Source organism: Streptomyces bugieae, assembly GCF_036352915.1.
Taxonomy (GTDB): Bacteria; Actinomycetota; Actinomycetes; order Streptomycetales; family Streptomycetaceae; genus Streptomyces; species Streptomyces endophytica.
Genome location: NZ_JAZBJP010000028.1, coordinates 26,031 through 41,116 on the forward strand (window position 1 = coordinate 26,031; position 15,086 = coordinate 41,116).

The following is a 15,086-nucleotide window of genomic DNA, read 5'->3' on the forward strand; positions in this document are numbered from 1 at the left end:
GTGCGGTGGGTGAGGTGGGGGGAACCGGCCCCGGCCCGGCCGCGGCCGGGCCCGCGGTGGTCCGGCCATGGCGGCGCGTCCGGCCACGGCCGGGCCCTCGGCCGGGTCTCAGATCTTGCTGAGGACCTGTCCGAGCAGGGTGCCCATCCGGGTCGCGGAGTCGCGGCCGGCCTGCAGGACCTCTTCGTGGTTGAGCGGCTCACCCGTCATGCCGGCGGCGAGGTTCGTCACCAGCGACAGCCCGAGCACCTCCGCACCGGCCTCGCGGGCCGCGATGGCCTCCAGGACGGTGGACATGCCGACCAGGTCGGCGCCCAGGGTCCGGATCATCTTGATCTCGGCCGGGGTCTCGTAGTGCGGGCCGGGGAACTGGGCGTAGACGCCCTCCTCCAGGCTCGGGTCGATCTCCTTGCACAGCGCGCGCAGCCGCGGCGAGTACAGGTCCGTGAGGTCGACGAAGTTCGCGCCGACGATCGGGGAGGTGGCGGTGAGGTTGAGGTGGTCGCTGATGAGGACCGGCTGGCCCGGGCGCATGCCCTCGCGCAGGCCACCGCACCCGTTGGTGAGCACGACGGTCTTGCAGCCGGCGGCGACGGCGGTGCGGACGCCGTGCGCGACGGCGGCGACGCCCCGGCCCTCGTAGTAGTGCGTGCGGCCCAGGAAGACCAGGGCGCGCTTCTCGCCGACCTGGTAGGAGCGGATCTTGCCGCCGTGGCCGGCGACGGCCGGGGGCGGGAAGCCGGGCAGCTCGGTGACGGGGAATTCGTGCTCGGGCGCGCCCAGGGCCTCGGCTGCCGGCGCCCAGCCGGAGCCCATCACCAGGGCGACGTCGTGGGTCTCGGCGCCGGTCAGCTCGCGCAGGCGGGCGGCGGCGGCGTCGGCGGCGCCCTGGGGGTCGCGCGCGATGTCCGGGGTAACAGATGCGTTCACGCGGACGAGGGTAGCCGGTAATCCCCTACGCGCGTAGATGTCGCTGCTCACGGTGCTGAGGACGTTGTCTTGTGGCTTTTGACGAACGGCGTGCCGTCGCGTGTCGCCGTCGCGCCCCACCGGCCCGTCCGCGGGCCCGTCCCTCAGCAGGGCCGCTTGCGGAGTTCCATGACGTAGTCGTGGGGGGCGCCGGCGGATTCCGCGGCGTCGGCGATCTCGCCCAGGTAGCGGGCGGAGGGGAGGCCGCCCTCGTAGCCGTTGAGGACGTAGATCCAGGCGGTCTCGTCGCCTTCGAGGGTGTGCGCCCGGACCCGCATCCGGCGGTAGATGCCCATGCCGACGCCCTCCCAGCGGTCCATGGACTCCTCGTCCATCGGAGCGATGTCGTAGAGCGCGACGAAGAGCTGGGAGTCCGGGTCCTCGACGACCGTCGCGAGGGCGCCCTCCCAGCCCATCTGCTCGCCGCCGAAGGTGAGCCGCCAGCCGCTGAGCCAGCCCGTGCCGCGCAGCGGCGAGTGCGGTGCGCGGCGGGACATCAGCCGCGCGTCGAGGTTGCCGGCGTACGCGGCGTAGAGCGACATGGTTCCGAGGGTACGGGAGGATGCCCGTCGGGCTCGTGGTACCGGAGGTTCGCACAAGGGCGGGGCAGCGCGCGTCCCGGCGCACGTGGGGGCCACACTCCGCCCCCGGGCGCGAGGGACGTACGGGCGTGCGGGACAATGGAGTACGTGACTCGGATCGTGATCATCGGTGGCGGACCCGGCGGATATGAAGCGGCCCTGGTGGGGGCCTCTCTCGGCGCGGAGGTGACCGTCGTCGACTGCGACGGTCTGGGCGGGGCGTCGGTGCTCACCGACTGCGTGCCGTCGAAGACCCTGATCGCGACGGCCGAGGTGATGACGACCTTCGACTCGTCGTACGAAGAGCTCGGCATCATCGTCGAGGACGACACCCCCTACAACGAGCGGCCGGCCCGCGTCGTGGGCGTTGACCTGGGGAAGGTCAACCGACGGGTGAAGCGGCTCGCGCTCGCCCAGTCGCATGACATCACGGCCTCGGTGACCCGCGCCGGCGGCCGGGTCATGCGCGGCCGCGGCCGGCTGGAGCCGGGCCAGGCGCCGGACGGTTCGCGCAAGGTGACGGTGACCGCGGCGGACGGCACGACCGAGGGCCTGATCGCGGACGCGGTGCTGATCGCCACCGGCGCGCACCCCCGTGAGATCCCGGACGCGCTGCCCGACGGCGAGCGGATCCTGAACTGGACGCAGGTCTACGACCTCGACGAGCTGCCCGAGGAGCTCATCGTGGTCGGGTCGGGTGTCACGGGCGCCGAGTTCGCCGGTGCCTACCAGGCGCTCGGCTCGCGGGTCACGCTGGTCTCGTCCCGGGACCGGGTGCTGCCGGGCGAGGACCCGGACGCGGCCGCGGTCCTGGAGGACGTCTTCCGGCGGCGCGGCATGAACGTCATGGCGCGTTCGCGGGCGCAGTCGGCCAAGCGGGTGGGCGACCGGGTCGAGGTGACGCTGGCCGACGGCCGGACGATCTCCGGTACGCACTGCCTGATGGCGGTCGGCTCGATCCCCAACACCGAGGGCATCGGCCTGGAGGGCGCCGGGGTCAAGCTGAAGGAGTCCGGCCACGTCTGGACGGACAAGGTCTCGCGGACCAGCGCGCCGGGCGTGTACGCGGCGGGTGACTGCACCGGCGTCTTCGCGCTGGCGTCGGTCGCGGCGATGCAGGGCCGGATCGCGATGTACCACTTCCTCGGTGACGCGGTCGCGCCGCTGAACCTCAAGACGGTCTCCGCGAACGTCTTCACCGACCCGGAGATCGCCACGGTCGGTTATTCGCAGGCCGATGTCGACGCCGGGAAGATCGACGCCCGGGTCGTGAAGCTTCCGCTGCTGCGCAATCCGCGGGCGAAGATGCAGGGCATTCGCGACGGTTTCGTGAAGCTGTTCTGCCGTCCCGGTACGGGCATCGTGGTCGGCGGTGTGGTCGTTTCCCCGCGCGCCAGCGAGCTCATCCACCCGATCTCGATCGCGGTCGACAACAATCTGACCGTCGAGCAGATCGCCAGCGCTTTCACTGTTTACCCGTCGCTGTCCGGTTCGATCGCCGAGGTCGCCCGGCAGCTGCACGCGCGGAAGACGGGCAGCGAGTAAGCGGGCCACGCGCGACGGCCGCGGGCGCGCGGCGCGGAGCGCGTGGACGGCCGTCGGGCGGGCGCCCGACGGCCGGTGCGGGGCCGGCGTGCGGCGGTGACGACGGTGAACAACCGATAAAGCGCCGATATACGGCCGCCGAGCGGTGATTGAAAACTTTGTGCCCTCGGTGAGCACTTGGGATGAAACGTCCCTGCAGTCCGCTCCGGCACGGGTGGCCACGGGGTCGTCGTCCGGTTCCGTCGCGCTCCCGCCGGCACGCCGGTTGACCAGGCAGCAAGCGGTCCGCGGCGCAAGGGAGTTCGACGCACGCGCGACATATGCACCGCGCATACCACGTCACGCTGTGCCGCGTGAACAACTTCCGTTAATTGGTGCAACCTGCTGAAAACAGACGGTCGTTGGCGTTACTGTCAGTTTCGTGTTCGCTGCAGAACGTCGCCAATTGATCCTTGAAATGGTGCGCGCCAACGGGGCGGTTTCGCTCCGGGAGCTCGCCCGCGTCGTCCAGACCTCCGAAGTGACCGTACGGCGGGACGTGCGGGCGCTGGAGGCAGAGGGACTGCTCGACCGCCGGCACGGCGGCGCGGTCCTCCCGGGAGGCTTTACCCGCGAATCCGGATTCCCGCAGAAATCCCATCTAGCGACCGCGGAGAAAACGGCCATCGCCGATCTCGCGGCCGGTTTCGTCGACGAGGGCGAGGCCATCGTCGTCGGCGCCGGAACGACCACCCAGGAGCTGGCCCGCCGGCTCGCCCGGGTGCCCGGGCTGACCGTCGTCACCAACTCCCTGCTGGTCGCCCAGGCGTTGGCGCACGCCAACCGCGTCGAGGTGGTGATGACCGGGGGCACCCTGCGCGGCTCCAACTACGCGCTGGTCGGCAGCGGCGCCGAGCAGTCCCTCCAGGGCCTGCGGGTGTCCCGAGCCTTCCTGTCGGGCAGCGGGCTGACCGCCGAGCGCGGGCTCTCCACGTCCAACATGCTCTCCGCGAGCGTCGACCGGGCGCTGGTGCAGGCGGCGGGGGAGGTGGTGGTGCTCGCCGACCACACCAAGCTCGGTTCCGACACGATGTTCCAGACCGTGCCGACGGATGTGATCACGCGTCTGGTGACGGACGAGCCGCCGGCCCACGACGACCGTGCCGCGACGGAGCTCCAGGCGCTGGCCGACCAGGGCGTCCAGATCGCCGTCGCCGGGGGTGCGGGTGCCGGGCACGGTGCCGGCCAGCCGGGCCTGGACGGCGGGGCGGGTGACCGCCGGGGCCCCCGGCGGGACGTCCCGCTGCCGGGCCAGCGGCGCAGCCACGGGCCGGGCGGGGGCGGGGGGCCGCAGCTGCGGTCGGCCCCGTCGCTGTCCGAGGCGCCGGGCGGCCGGGTCGCGGACCTCGCCCCACGGCGGCGCTGAGGGCCGTGGGGCCGGGGTTCCGGCCCGGTCGGCACGCCTGCCGGGTCAGGGCTTCAAGCCCCTCAGGGTCAGGGTCAGCAGCCGGTCGGCGAGTTGCGGGTCGTCCGGGGACTCCTCGACGGCCAGCGCGATGCCGTTGGTCAGCTGCATCAGATCGCTGATGTTGACATCGGGCCGTACCGCCCCGGCCTGCTGGGCGCGGGCCAGCAGCGCGCCGCCGGCCTCCCGCATCGGCACGCTGCACCGCGCCATCCCCGAGCTCTCGTCCGCCGACGCCGTCATCAGGGCGCGGGACAGGCCGCGGTAGGTGCTGGCGTGGGTGATGATCGCGCGCAGCCAGTCGACCAGCGCGGCGCACGGCTGCGGGGCGTCGGCGAGCTCCCTGGCATAGCCGAGCAGGGCGTCGACCTCGCTCTGGAAGACCGCGCCCATCAGGGCGGTGCGGTTGGGGAAGTGCCGGTAGAGGGTGCCGATGCCGACGCCGGCGCGGCGTGCGATGTCCTCCAGCGAGGTGTCCGTGCCGTGCTCGGTGAAGGCCGTACGGGCCTCGGTCAGCAGCCGTTCGTAGTTGCGGCGGGCGTCGGCCCGCATCGGTCGCACGTCCGGTGTCCGCACCGCCGCGGTCGCCGGCGGGCCGCCCACCTGCCGCTGCCCTGCCGTCTCGGTCGCCATCGCCGTCCTCCCTCGACCCGGCCGGTTGCGGCCCGGTGGCTCCAGCATGCCATTGCCGGATTGCGGGGTGATCCGGTGCGGTGGGCAAGGATTTCCGGGACGGGACGGAGGGCTCCACCGGGCCGGGGCGGAGGGCTCCTCCGGTTGCCGTCGCACGGCCCTCGCCGACCCTCCCTCCCGCCTTTGCGCGCCCGCCCCCGTGGCCACCCGGCGGCCTGTGCGTGAATCCCCGGCGTACCGCGGTGGTCGCGCGGCCGAACTCCTGCGGGGGCCCGCAACGCCGGGGCCTCAAGGGACATCAAACCTGGCGCAATGAGGTCTTCCGGGCTCTTCCGGAGGACCGCGGAATACGCCGTGGCGGGCCGCCGGGGGAGCGGTGCACGGCGCGGGACGTCTGGGGAAATACGTCATGGGACTGACCAGCCGGTCGCTGTTGTACGCCATGGCCGCGGTCGCCGTGGTCTGTGTGGCGCTCACGCTCTGGCTGTGGCCGCGGTTCGCCGGGCGCGGCCCGCGGGCGCTGCTGGGGCGGCTCGGGTCGATCGTGGCGACCCAGCTGGCCGTCGTCTCGGCACTCGGCCTGGCGGTGAACGCCAACTTCCAGTTCTACGCGTCGTGGCACGAGCTGCTCGGCCTGTACGACGACGCGCCGGCCGCGGTCGGGAAGTGGGGCGACGGCGGTGCGGCGGGCCCGGCCGGCGACCCGTCGAAGGGGCTGGTGCAGACGTCCGGCCCGGACGGCCTGGACAAGGTGCACGGGCTGCCGAAGGGCCGGCCGGAGCTGGTGGGCCGGGTCGAGTCGGTGCGGATCGTCGGGCGGCGGACCCGGGCGGTGGACCCGGCGTACGTCTATCTGCCGCCGCAGTACTTCCAGCCGCAGTACGCCCGCCAGCGCTTCCCCGTCATCGTCGCGCTGAGCGGCTACCCGGGCGGGACGTTCCTGCTGGGGCAGCACCTGCGGCTGCCGCAGACCGCCGCCGCGATGATCCGGTCCGGCCGGATGCAGCCGACCGTCATCGTGATGCTGCGGCCCACGATCGCGCCGCCGCGCGACACCCAGTGCGTCGACGTGCCCGGCGGCCCGCAGGCCGAGACGTTCTTCGCGCGGGACGTGCCGGAGGCGCTGAAGTCGCACTACCGCGTCGGCCACGACCCGGGCGGCTGGGGCGTCCTGGGCTACTCCTCGGGCGGCAGCTGCGCCCTGCAGCTGGCCATGCGGCACGACCGCACGTACACCTCGGCGGCCGCCCTCTCGCCCGACTACAAGGTCAGCAACGACCCGACCACCGGCAACCTCTTCGGTGACGGCCGGGACCGGTCCCGGCGGCGTGCGGAGCACGATCTGATGTGGCGGCTGCGGCACCTGCCCGCGCCGCAGGTGAACGTGCTGATCGGCACGAGCCGTACCGGCGAGAAGAACTACCCGGCCGCGCGGGCCTTCCTGGCCGCGGTGCGCCCGCCGATGAAGGCGGACTCGGTCGTGCTCGACCACGGCAGCCACAACTTCGCCACCTGGCGGCGCGAACTGCCCGCCGCGCTCACCTGGATGAACGAGCAGCTGACGTTCCCGGAGGACGTGGTGGGGAACTCGTAACGGCACGGCACGGACGCGTGAGGGGCTCCCGGCAGCACCGCCGGGAGCCCCTCACGCGTCGTGCGTACGGCCGCGGATCAGTCCTTGATCTCGCAGATCACCGCGCCGGACGTGAGCGCGGCGCCGACCTCGGCGGTCAGGCCCTTGACCGTGCCGGTGCGGTGGGCGTTGATCGGCTGCTCCATCTTCATGGCCTCCAGGACGACGACCAGTTCGCCCTCGGTGACCTGCTGGCCCTCCTCGACGGCGACCTTGACGATGGTGCCCTGCATCGGGGAGGCGAGGGCGTCACCGGAGGCGGCGCTGCCGGCCTTCTTGGCGGCCTTCCGCTTGGGCTTGGCGCCACCGGCGACCGCGGCCCGGGCCAGCGGCATCCCCAGCGAGGACGGCAGCGAGACCTCCAGGCGCTTGCCGCCGACCTCGACGACGACCGTCTCACGGGTGTCGGCCTCGGCCTCGTCGGCGCCGGGCGCGGCGAACGGCGGGATCTCGTTGACGAACTCGGTCTCGATCCAGCGGGTGTGGACCGTGAACGGGTCGGCGGAGCCGGTGAGTTCGGGCGCGAAGGCGGGGTCCCGGACGACCGTGCGGTGGAACGGGATGGCGGTGGCCATGCCCTCGACGGTGAACTCCGCCAGGGCGCGGGCGGCCCGCTGCAGGGCCTGCTCGCGGGTGGCGCCGGTGACGATCAGCTTGGCCAGCAGGGAGTCCCAGGCCGGGCCGATGACCGAACCGGACTCGACACCGGCGTCCAGCCGGACACCGGGGCCGGTCGGCGCGTCGAACCTGGTGACCGTGCCGGGCGCGGGGAGGAAGTTGCGGCCCGGGTCCTCGCCGTTGATGCGGAACTCGAAGGAGTGGCCGCGCAGCGCCGGGTCGTCGTAGCCGAGCTCCTCGCCGTCGGCGATCCGGAACATCTCGCGGACCAGGTCGATGCCGGTGACCTCCTCGGTGACCGGGTGCTCGACCTGGAGGCGGGTGTTGACCTCCAGGAAGGAGATGGTGCCGTCCTGGCCGACGAGGAATTCGCAGGTGCCGGCGCCCTCGTAGCCGGCCTCCTTGAGGATGGCCTTGGAAGCGCGGTACAGCTCGGCGTTCTGTTCGGCCGTCAGGAACGGCGCGGGGGCCTCCTCCACCAGCTTCTGGTGGCGGCGCTGGAGCGAGCAGTCACGGGTCGAGACGACGACGACGTTGCCGTGCTTGTCGGCCAGGCACTGGGTCTCGACGTGCCGCGGACGGTCCAGGTAGCGCTCGACGAAGCACTCGCCGCGGCCGAAGGCGGCGACCGCCTCGCGCACGGCCGAGTCGTACAGCTCCGGTACCTCGTCGAGGGTACGGGCGACCTTCAGGCCGCGGCCGCCGCCGCCGAAGGCCGCCTTGATCGCGATCGGCAGGCCGTGCTCCTTGGCGAAGGCGACGACCTCCTCCGCGCCGGAGACCGGGTCGGGGGTGCCGGCGACCAGCGGGGCGCCGGCGCGCTGGGCGATGTGCCGGGCCGCGACCTTGTCGCCGAGGTCGCGGATGGCCTGCGGGGGCGGGCCGATCCAGGTGAGCCCCGCGTCGAGCACCGCCTGCGCGAACTCGGCGTTCTCGGAGAGGAAGCCGTAACCAGGGTGGATGGCGTCCGCGCCCGAATCGGCGGCCGCAGCCAGGACCTTGGCGATGTCCAGGTAGCTGGTGGCAGGAGTGTCACCGCCCAGGGCGTATGCCTCGTCTGCCGCGCGGACGTGCAGTGCGTCCCGGTCGGGGTCGGCATAGACAGCGACGCTGCCGATCCCCGCGTCCCGGCATGCACGGGCAACGCGAACAGCGATTTCGCCACGGTTGGCGATGAGCACCTTGCGCACGATGGGTCCTTCCTTGGCGCTTCGCCGCAACAAAGGGATGCGGCGATTTTAGGGACTGGCGACACCGCGTGCCGACCCGTTCCCTGGGGTGAGCTTTCCCACACGGAGTGTGCTCGGGGCGCCAGTGAGGGACCTAAGTCCCCTGGTATCCCAGGGTAGGCCCGGATTCCCGGGCTCCGGCGCGGGACGCGGTGTGGCCTAGATCTCGAACGTTCCGCATCCAGCGGATCGTCAATTCTTTGTGGAGTCCCTACGAATGGGCGAAGGAAACTTTGCGGGCCGCTCCGTCCGCCGGGCGCGCCGGGAGCGGCCGGGGGCCGCGGCCCGCGCAGCGTCCCGCACCCACCCGTGCAGAACCCTTGCCCCGGCTATTACCCATTAGTAGCGTGCGCGATGCCCTTCTTGGACTCCGGGCGGCGGCTGTGCGTGCGGCACCGGCATCGGGCCCGGCACTTGGCGGAAGTGGGTGGATGTGGTGGCGCGACGACCGGTGGCCCTGGTCGCGGCGGTGGTACTGGTCCTGGAGGCGGGCGGGATCGTGCTGCTCAACTGGATCCTGAGCATCGTCGTGGACCGGCAGCAGATGTCGCTGGCCGGCCTCGATCCGCGGGCGATGTCCGCCGGCTCCTGGATAGCCGGTGCCGTCTTCGGCCTCTATCTCCTGTTCTGCGCGGGCATCCTGGTCCGTACGGGTGTCCGCGACCGGGCCCCCGGCGGCTTCGCCCGGATCGTCCTCATCAGTGCGGCGGTGGTGCACGGCATCGTCGGCGCCCTCTCCGTCGGCCTGGCCGGCTGGCCCGCGTTCCTCGGGCTGATGGTGGTGCTGGCACTGCTGGTGCTGACGCTGGTGGCGTACGGGGAGGGGCGCGCCCCCGCGAACGGCGAGGCGGCCGGTGAACCGTCCGCCGGCGGTCCCCCGAACGGACCGCGCCCGGCGGCACCGGGCGCGCTCTGAGTCCCGCGAACTGCCGCCGCCCGGGCGCCCGTCGACGCGCCGCCGGGCGCCGCGACACGCCCGGGTAGGCTCTCCGGGCGGTGTCGTCGACGGGGGATGGTGCGCGGATGCAGGCGCCGGTTGCGGGTGCCGGGGGAGAGGTGCGCGGCGGGCGGATCGGCCCGTACGCGGTGCTCCGCCGGCTGGACGACGAGACGCGCGGCCTTCCCGTCCCCGAACGCCGGTTCATCGGGCGGAGCGCGGACGGCGACCGTACGGTCCTCGTCGGCGTGCCGCTGCCGGGGGCCGACCCGGCGCGTTTCCTCGCCGAGGCGGAGGCCTCGCGCTATCTCCTCGGACCCTGGTCCGCGCCGGCCGCCGAGGTCGCCGCGCCCGGCGGGGCCCCCTGGCACGCCCGCCCGTACGTCCCCGTGATCCCGCTGCCCGGTGCGCTCGCCGTACACGGCGGGCCGCTGCCCGAGCGCACCGTACGGGCGCTCGGCGCGGCCCTGGTGGAAACCCTGGTCATCGGCCACGGGCAGGGCCTCGCGCATGCCGGGGTGTCGCCCGGGGCGGTGCTGCTGGCGGCGGACGGGCCCCGGCTCACCTGCTTCGGCGCGGTACGGGCCGCCGCCCCGGACGGTGCCGCGCGCTCCGGGCTGCCCGGGCTGGAGTCCGGCAGCCTGCCGCCCGAACAGGCCGACGGCGGGTCCCCGCAGCCGATGGGCGACGTCTACGCCCTCGGCGCGACGCTCGCGTACGCCGCCACCGGCCATACCGTGCCGGAACGGGAGGAACTACCGGCCGCCCTGCGTTCGGTCCTCACCGCCTGCCTGGCCCGCGACCCGGCGGCCCGGCCGCGCCCCGCCGAGCTGCTGGACGCGCTCGTGCCCCGTACGGCGGAGCCGGCTCCCGGCGGCCCGGCGGACCAGGGCCGGCCCGCGCTCGGGCCCGACGCCCACGGTGACCCGGCCGGGCGGGCCGCCGCCGCGCTCGGCCCGGGCTGGCTGCCCGGCCGGATCATCGCCGCGCTCGCCCGCCAGTCGGCCGAACTGCTCGCCACGAACGCCCCGGTCCCGCCCGCCGCCCCCCAGGACTGACGCCGCCATGCCTTCGCCGCTCACCCATGACGACCCGGCCGCCCTCGGCCCGTACCGCCTCATCGCCCGGCTCGGCAGCGGCGGGATGGGCACCGTCTACCTGGGGCGTTCCCCGGGCGGCCGGACCCTGGCGCTCAAGACGATGCACGCCCGGATCGCCACGCAGACCGAGTTCCGCACCCGCTTCCGGCTGGAGTCGGACGCCGCCCGGGTCATCGGCGGCCGCCACGGCGCACAGGTCGTCGACGCCGATCCGCTCGCCGAAACCCCCTGGATGGCCACCGAGTACGTGATCGGCCCGCCGCTCGACGAGGCGGTGGCGCTGGCCGGCCCGCTGCCCGAGACGACGGTCCGCGCCCTCGGGGCGGCGCTGTGCGGGGCGCTCGGCCAGCTGCACCGCTCCGACGTCGTGCACCGCGACCTCAAGCCGTCGAACATCATGGTCACCGCGTACGGCCCGAAGGTCATCGACTTCGGCATCGCCCGGGCCCTCGGCGACGACCGGCTGACCCACACGGGCGCCGCGGTCGGCACCCCGGCGTTCATGTCACCGGAGCAGGCCACCGGCCAGGAGCACACGCCGGCCGGCGACGTCTTCGCGCTCGCCGGCGTCCTGGTCTTCGCCGCCACCGGCCGCGGCCCGTTCGGCAACGGCCGGCCCGCCGACCTCCTCTACCGCGTCCGCTACGCCGAACCGGACCTCACCGGCGTCCCCGCCGCCCTGGCCGGCGTCCTCGCCCGCTGCCTGGCCAAGGACCCCGCCGACCGCCCCGACACGGAGTGGCTCGCCACCCAACTCCAGGACGGAACAGGCGACTTCGCCGACCGGCTGCCCGACCCCGTCCTCGCCGAGATCGGCCGGCGGGCGAACGAGGTCTGGCAGGTCGTCCCGCAGCGGCTGCCCGCCCCGCCCGACCAGCCGGCGACCGTCCCGTCCGCCGAGGTGCCCGCCCCGTCCGGCCCCTCCCGCCGGGGGCTGCTGATGGCGGGCGCGGGCTCGGTGCTCGGCGTGGCGGGTGCCGGAGCCGGGGTGTGGGCATGGCTGAGCGGCGGCGGGCCGGCACCGGGGCCGACGGGCCCGTACGAGAAGCCGAAGCCGGGCCCGAGCGTGAGTGCGCTCAAGAAGAAGAAGCTGGACTCGCTGTGGCAGATCCAGACCGGCGGCACGGAGGACGAGGAATCGCCCGCGGCCCCCTTCATGCCGGGTGACGCGGCCGTCCTGCTCGCCCCCACGCAGCTGTACCGCATCGATCCCGCGTCGGGCGCGGTGACGTGGACGGCCGACATCGACGGCACCTGGCAGGTCGCCTCGGACGGCAGGAACGTCTACCAGAACGTGCGGGTCGCGCACTACGAGCACGGCAGCGCCTTCCCGAGCACCGTCTCGCGGTACCTCTCCCGGGTCGACCTCACCACCGGCAAGGCCGGCAAGCACCTCGCCGAGGTGACGGACCCCCAATTCGGCGGTATCGACAGCCAGTTGCTGGCCGTCGCCGGCGGCACCGCCTACCTGGCGATCTCGCTCGGCAAGGTCAAGGAGTACCTGCGCCAGAACCCGTGGGCGGTGACCGCCGTGGATCTCGCCACGGGAAGCCGCCGGTGGACCGAGCGGCTCGCGTTCCGGTCGCAGAAGTCGGACCGGAACCACTTCCTCGCCGCCACGGTCGTGGGCGACCGGCTGCTGCTCCTGCAGGAGCGGAACGACGGCACGGTCCGGATCGTCGTCCGGGACACCCGTACCGGCAAGGTCGACTGGGACCGGCCGTGGGACGGCATCGAGCCGGCCGCCGCCCGCCAGCCGCTCACGGCCGACGGCGGCCACCTCTACCTCGGCAGCGGACGACTGCGGGCACTGCGGCTGAGCGACGGCCGGCAGACGTGGGCGGCGCCCGCCGGCACGGTCCACGGCGTGCCGCTGCTGAAGGACGGTGTGGTGTACGCGGTGCAGCAGGGCCGCGGCCTGGTCGGGACCGACGCCCGCAGCGGGAAGCCGCGCTGGGCGGAGAAGGGCGGCGACGGCGCGCGGGCGTCCCTCACCTCCCGCCCCGTCATCGGCAGCCGCTGCGCGTACACGTACCACGCGGACGAGGGCGCGCTCCGGGCGATCGACCGCGCCACGCGCACCACCGCCCGCCTCTACAAGGCCAACGGCGACCGCTTCACCGCCCAGGAACGCGGCAAGGTGATCCTCGCGTCCGGGAAGCACTTCCTCGCCGCCTTCCCCCTCCAGTGACCCCCGCCCCGGACCACCGACCGCAGAAAGCTTCCTGCCCATGAACCCCCTCGGCACCGGCGACCCCCTCCGGCTCGGCCCGTACCGCCTGCTCGGCGTGCTCGGCGAAGGCGGCATGGGCAAGGTCTACGTCGGCCAGGACGGCGCCGGGACCGTCGCCGCGGTCAAGGTGCTCCGGCCCGAACTCACCCACGAGACCAACCTCGTCCAGCGCTTCGTCCGCGAGGCGCAGGCGGCGCAGGCCGTGACGAGCGGGGGCGTGGCGCGGGTGCTCGGCGCGCAGACCGAGGGCGGCCGGCCGTGGATCGCCACCGAGTTCCTCGCCGGGCCGACCCTCGACGAGGCCGTCGAGGCGTACGGCCCGTTCGACGAACCGGCCGTCCGCGCCCTCGCCGCGTCGATCGCCCGGACCCTGACGGACATCCACGCCGCGGGCCTGATCCACCGCGACCTCAAGCCCCCGAACATCGTCCTGACCTCGGCCGGCCCGCGCGTCATCGACTTCGGCATCGCCCGCCCGGAGCACGGCCTCACCCTCACCTCCACCGGCCAGGTCCCGGTCACCCCCGGCTACGGCGCGCCCGAACAGGTGCTGGGCCGCCGGGTGGCACCGCCCGCCGATGTCTTCTCCCTCGGCGCGGTCCTCGTCCACGCGGCCGGCGGGCGGCGGGCCTTCGACGCCAGCCACATCGCCGCGCTCCAGTACAAGGTCGTCCACGACGAACCCGACCTCACCGGCGTCCCGGAGCCCCTGCGTCCGCTGATCCTCCCCCTCCTCGCCAAGGACCCGGCCGCCCGGCCCACCCCGGCACAGATCGCCGCGGCCCTCGCACCGCCCAAGGGGGCCGAACGGGCCTGGCGGCGCGGCAAGGTGGCGGACGCCATCAAGGAGCGGGAAACCAGGATCCACGACCTGACCACCGTGGCCGTGGCGCTCACCCCCGGCGCCCCCGGTGCGCCGTCGCCGGTGGTGACGCGGCGCCGGCTGCTCACCGGTCTGGCCGTCGGCGGGGTCGTCCTCGCGGGGGCCGGCGGCGCGGCCGCGGCGCTCTGGCCGCGTACCGAGACCCCGCCCCGCGAGAAGCCCGACCTCTTCGCCTTCCCGCCGGCCGTCAAGACGCCCATGGCGCACGTCCTCAACGCCGACGACGGCGACTACCTCGTCGGCGGCTCGCCGAAGCCGCTGTGGGGCCCGATCGACGTGCTCGCCGAGGACACCCCGGCGCCGCTGCCCGTGCGGGACGTCATCGTCGTCGGGGCGGCCGGCGGCGGCATCGCGGCGTACAACGTCGTGGACGGCAAACGCCGTTGGGCCGCGAAGGGCATCCGGGGCCAGGGCCGCTACCTCTCCCTCTCCGACCGCCTGATCGCCGCGGTGGACACCAAGGGGACGCTGCGCACCTACGTCGCCTCCACGGGCGAACCCCGCTGGACCGCCGACGCCGACGCCGACCAACTCCTCGCCGCGGACGACGAGTCCGTCTACCTCGTCACCAAGGACCACCGACTCCGCGCCATCGACCGCTCGGACGCGAGGATCCGCTGGACGGTGCGGCTCACCAGCGCATTCCGGGGCGCTATTACCCCGCCGGGTGTCACCGCCGAAGGCCGGCTGGTCGTCTCCACCGACAAGGGGGACGTACTGGCTTTCGCCACCTCTGATGGGCGCCAGGTCTGGGAACTGCGTAAGCAGTGGGACGGTTTGATCCGGCCGGCGGTTCATGGCTCGACGGTCTACCTCAACGGCAGCACCCTCACGGCCCGGAGACTGGCCGACGGCAAGGAGCTGTGGAAGGTTGAGGCGCGGGACGCGGCATGGCACAAACACCAGGACTGGGGGCCTGCTACCCCGTACGGCGGCGATCTGCTCTACGCGACGCATGGAAACTGGGCCCGCAAGATCAAGCGCAGTGACGGAAGTAAGATCATGGAATGCCGTGGAACGGCAGACCTCAGCCGCCCGGTACTCGTTCAGGGGAAGGGTGTCTGGTTCATCGATGAGGACATCTGGAACCAGGTCAATGCGGTGGACCAGCGGAGCGGCTATCCCGTCTGGTCTTTCAAACTGCCCAAGGCGGAACGCCGCTGGTTGGTGGCCGACGGTAACCGGGTCTTCATCATGAACGGCACATTGCTGTATGCCCTACCGGTGTTCTGAGGTCGGTCCGCCTTTCTGGAACCGCTGAGCTGCGGGATTCGGCAAGTT

Annotated in this window: 11 protein-coding genes; 7 read left to right on the forward strand and 4 right to left on the reverse strand. The window is 73.5% G+C overall.

Annotated features, from left to right (window positions below; translation table 11 throughout):
• Nucleotides 1–108: 108 nt before the first annotated feature.
• Together V2J85_RS30500 and V2J85_RS30505 are read right to left on the reverse strand one after the other, a co-directional pair.
• On the reverse strand, nucleotides 109–930 hold the full coding sequence (locus V2J85_RS30500; protein ID WP_261956005.1) for a purine-nucleoside phosphorylase: 822 nt from the start codon (nucleotides 928–930) through the stop codon (nucleotides 109–111).
• A gap of 143 nt (nucleotides 931–1,073) precedes the next feature.
• Nucleotides 1,074–1,511 carry a gamma-glutamylcyclotransferase family protein gene (locus V2J85_RS30505; RefSeq protein WP_261956004.1) on the reverse strand — a complete coding sequence of 146 codons (438 nt, stop codon included), beginning with the start codon at nucleotides 1,509–1,511 and terminating at the stop codon, nucleotides 1,074–1,076.
• 138 nt (nucleotides 1,512–1,649) lie between these two features.
• On the opposite strand from V2J85_RS30505, the gene V2J85_RS30510 reads away from it, so the two are divergent.
• Nucleotides 1,650–3,095, forward strand: coding sequence for an NAD(P)H-quinone dehydrogenase (locus V2J85_RS30510; protein WP_261956003.1), 1,446 nt, complete (start codon nucleotides 1,650–1,652; stop codon nucleotides 3,093–3,095).
• 421 nt (nucleotides 3,096–3,516) lie between these two features.
• Nucleotides 3,517–4,500 carry a DeoR/GlpR family DNA-binding transcription regulator gene (locus V2J85_RS30515; RefSeq protein WP_261956002.1) on the forward strand — a complete coding sequence of 328 codons (984 nt, stop codon included), beginning with the start codon at nucleotides 3,517–3,519 and terminating at the stop codon, nucleotides 4,498–4,500.
• Nucleotides 4,501–4,545: 45 nt separating this feature from the next.
• On the opposite strand, the gene V2J85_RS30520 is transcribed toward V2J85_RS30515, so the two are convergent.
• Nucleotides 4,546–5,091, reverse strand: a complete 546-nt coding sequence (locus V2J85_RS30520; protein WP_261957464.1) for a TetR/AcrR family transcriptional regulator — start codon at nucleotides 5,089–5,091, stop codon at nucleotides 4,546–4,548.
• A 490-nt stretch (nucleotides 5,092–5,581) separates the two neighbouring features.
• Between V2J85_RS30520 and V2J85_RS30525 the strand changes: the two genes are divergently transcribed.
• Nucleotides 5,582–6,766, forward strand: a complete 1,185-nt coding sequence (locus V2J85_RS30525; RefSeq protein ID WP_261956001.1) for an alpha/beta hydrolase — start codon at nucleotides 5,582–5,584, stop codon at nucleotides 6,764–6,766.
• A gap of 77 nt (nucleotides 6,767–6,843) precedes the next feature.
• Here the strand turns inward: V2J85_RS30525 and V2J85_RS30530 are convergent, their stop codons facing one another.
• Nucleotides 6,844–8,613, reverse strand: coding sequence for an acetyl/propionyl/methylcrotonyl-CoA carboxylase subunit alpha (locus V2J85_RS30530; protein ID WP_261956000.1), 1,770 nt, complete (start codon nucleotides 8,611–8,613; stop codon nucleotides 6,844–6,846).
• 466 nt (nucleotides 8,614–9,079) lie between these two features.
• Between V2J85_RS30530 and V2J85_RS30535 the strand changes: the two genes are divergently transcribed.
• From V2J85_RS30535 to V2J85_RS30550, 4 genes are all read left to right on the forward strand, one after another.
• Nucleotides 9,080–9,568: a hypothetical protein gene (locus tag V2J85_RS30535; RefSeq protein WP_410011277.1), complete on the forward strand. Its 489-nt coding sequence runs from the start codon at nucleotides 9,080–9,082 to the stop codon at nucleotides 9,566–9,568.
• A gap of 107 nt (nucleotides 9,569–9,675) precedes the next feature.
• Nucleotides 9,676–10,647 (forward strand): protein kinase family protein, encoded by a 972-nt coding sequence (locus V2J85_RS30540; protein ID WP_261955998.1) that lies wholly within the window; start codon nucleotides 9,676–9,678, stop codon nucleotides 10,645–10,647.
• A gap of 7 nt (nucleotides 10,648–10,654) precedes the next feature.
• A complete protein-coding gene (locus V2J85_RS30545) occupies nucleotides 10,655–12,880 on the forward strand; it encodes a protein kinase domain-containing protein (protein ID WP_330823374.1) in 2,226 nt (741 codons plus the stop codon).
• 40 nt (nucleotides 12,881–12,920) lie between these two features.
• Complete coding sequence (locus V2J85_RS30550; protein WP_330823376.1) at nucleotides 12,921–15,038, forward strand: protein kinase domain-containing protein; 2,118 nt, start codon at nucleotides 12,921–12,923, stop codon at nucleotides 15,036–15,038.
• Nucleotides 15,039–15,086 lie beyond the last annotated feature (48 nt).